Source organism: Flavobacterium sp. (assembly GCF_021151785.1).
In the GTDB taxonomy this organism is placed as follows: Bacteria; Bacteroidota; Bacteroidia; order Flavobacteriales; family Flavobacteriaceae; genus Flavobacterium.
On sequence record NZ_JAGKWP010000190.1, the window covers coordinates 1 to 1,696 of the forward strand.

Here is a 1,696-nt window from a genome sequence, read left to right on the forward strand (position 1 = left end):
GCCTGAACCCGCTGCAATACCATTCACATACCACTGGTAGGTTGGTGCTGTGCCTGTACCCGTTGCTGTAGCAGTAAATGTTGACGGGAAGCCCGCACAATTTGGATTGTCGTTGGTTGTGATGGTTACTGTAGGAGTTACTGCTGTAACAATATTCAGAACTATTACATTCGAGGTCGCCGGACCTGTATTGCAGCTGTTAGATGTTGTTACACGAACACTGATTGATTTCCCGTTGTCACCCAGTGCCGGACTATATATGTAAGTCATATTCGTTTCACCATTAATGACCACATTATTCTTTAACCACTGGTAGCTGAGTGTACCTGTGCCTGTACCTGTAAGCATTGTTGCTGTAAAGGTAAATGGCGCTGAGCCTGCGCAGGTCTGGCCCGGATCATTTATACTCACAGCCAGCGTTACAGGTGTAGTAATGTTAACTGTTACAACGTTGCTGGTTACACTGCCGCATGTGCCGGATGTTTCTACACGCTGGAACTTAGTCGTTGTTGTTAATGCTCCTGCTGTATAGGTTGCATTGGTTGCACCTGTAATATCTGCCATCGTACCCGAAGCGTCTGACTGCCACTGGTAAGTATAAGAGCCTGTGCCGCCGCCTGGAAGAATTGCACTTGTAAACGCTGCAGGGGTCTGACCCGAACAGATCGTCTGGTCGCTGCCGATTATACCGGCCACCAGTTGCGGACTAACCGTAACGTGTACCGTATTACTTGTTGCTGTATTACATGCCCCAGGTGCACTTCCATCCGTTACAATACGGTGAAGGTAAACATCCATCGTTACTGGTATTGCTGGTGGAGTATAAGTTGCATTCGTTGCGCCTGGTATTGCGACATAGCTACCCGACAGACCTCTTGGAGATGCTTCCCAAACATAGCCAGGCGTCACTGCATCGCTCGGAGTGATTTCTGTAAAACCCGACATTGTTGCATTATAGCAGATCGCCTGGTCTGAACCGATTGTACCACCAGTGATACCGGCATTGATCGTGATGCTTACCACATTACTTGATATAGGTGTTGCTGTTGCACAGGCCGCGTTACTAACAACCTGTACATACACTTTATTATTGGTAGCTGTTAAAGCACTCGTTGCAAACGTTGTCGCAGTCGTACTCGCAGTACCTTGAGATGTACCACCAGGCGTTGTTGTTGAGCTCGTAATAAACCACTCATACGTTGGTGCAGGTGTAGAACCTGAACCGCTTACCGTTGCTGTAAATACAACAGGGTTGTTCGCACAGATAGCAGGTACATCCGAAACAATACTTACATTAATTGTTGGTACAGCATTCACGGTCACAACGACGGCTGTTGATGTAACCGCTGTCGTTGGCGCGCATGCTTCATTGCTGATCATTTCAACAGTGATTGAGTTCGGGCTGCCAAGTGCAGTACCCGTTGTTATATAGGTAGCGTCGGTAGCACCACTGATAGCTATACCGTTATTCTTCCACTGATACGTTGGTGCTGTACCCCCATCCGTTGGAGTAGCCGTGAACGTTACATTGTCTAAAGGACAAATGATGGCTTTATCCGCAACGGCTGTTACCGATGGAGTAACCACCGGATTAATTGTCATGGTGATGATATTCGAGGTAGCGTTTGGTGTGCTGGCGCAACCGGAGTTGCTTACCATCTTCACGCTTACCTGGTCGTTGTTGGCTAAGGTGGTG

General features: G+C 48.0%; 1 protein-coding gene. It reads right to left on the reverse strand.

Features of this window, described 5'->3' with window-relative positions:
- Nucleotides 1–1,602, reverse strand: a 1,602-nt coding sequence (locus QZ824_RS11545; protein ID WP_291276166.1) for a hypothetical protein, incomplete at its 3' end; no start/stop codon positions are given.
- Nucleotides 1,603–1,696 lie beyond the last annotated feature (94 nt).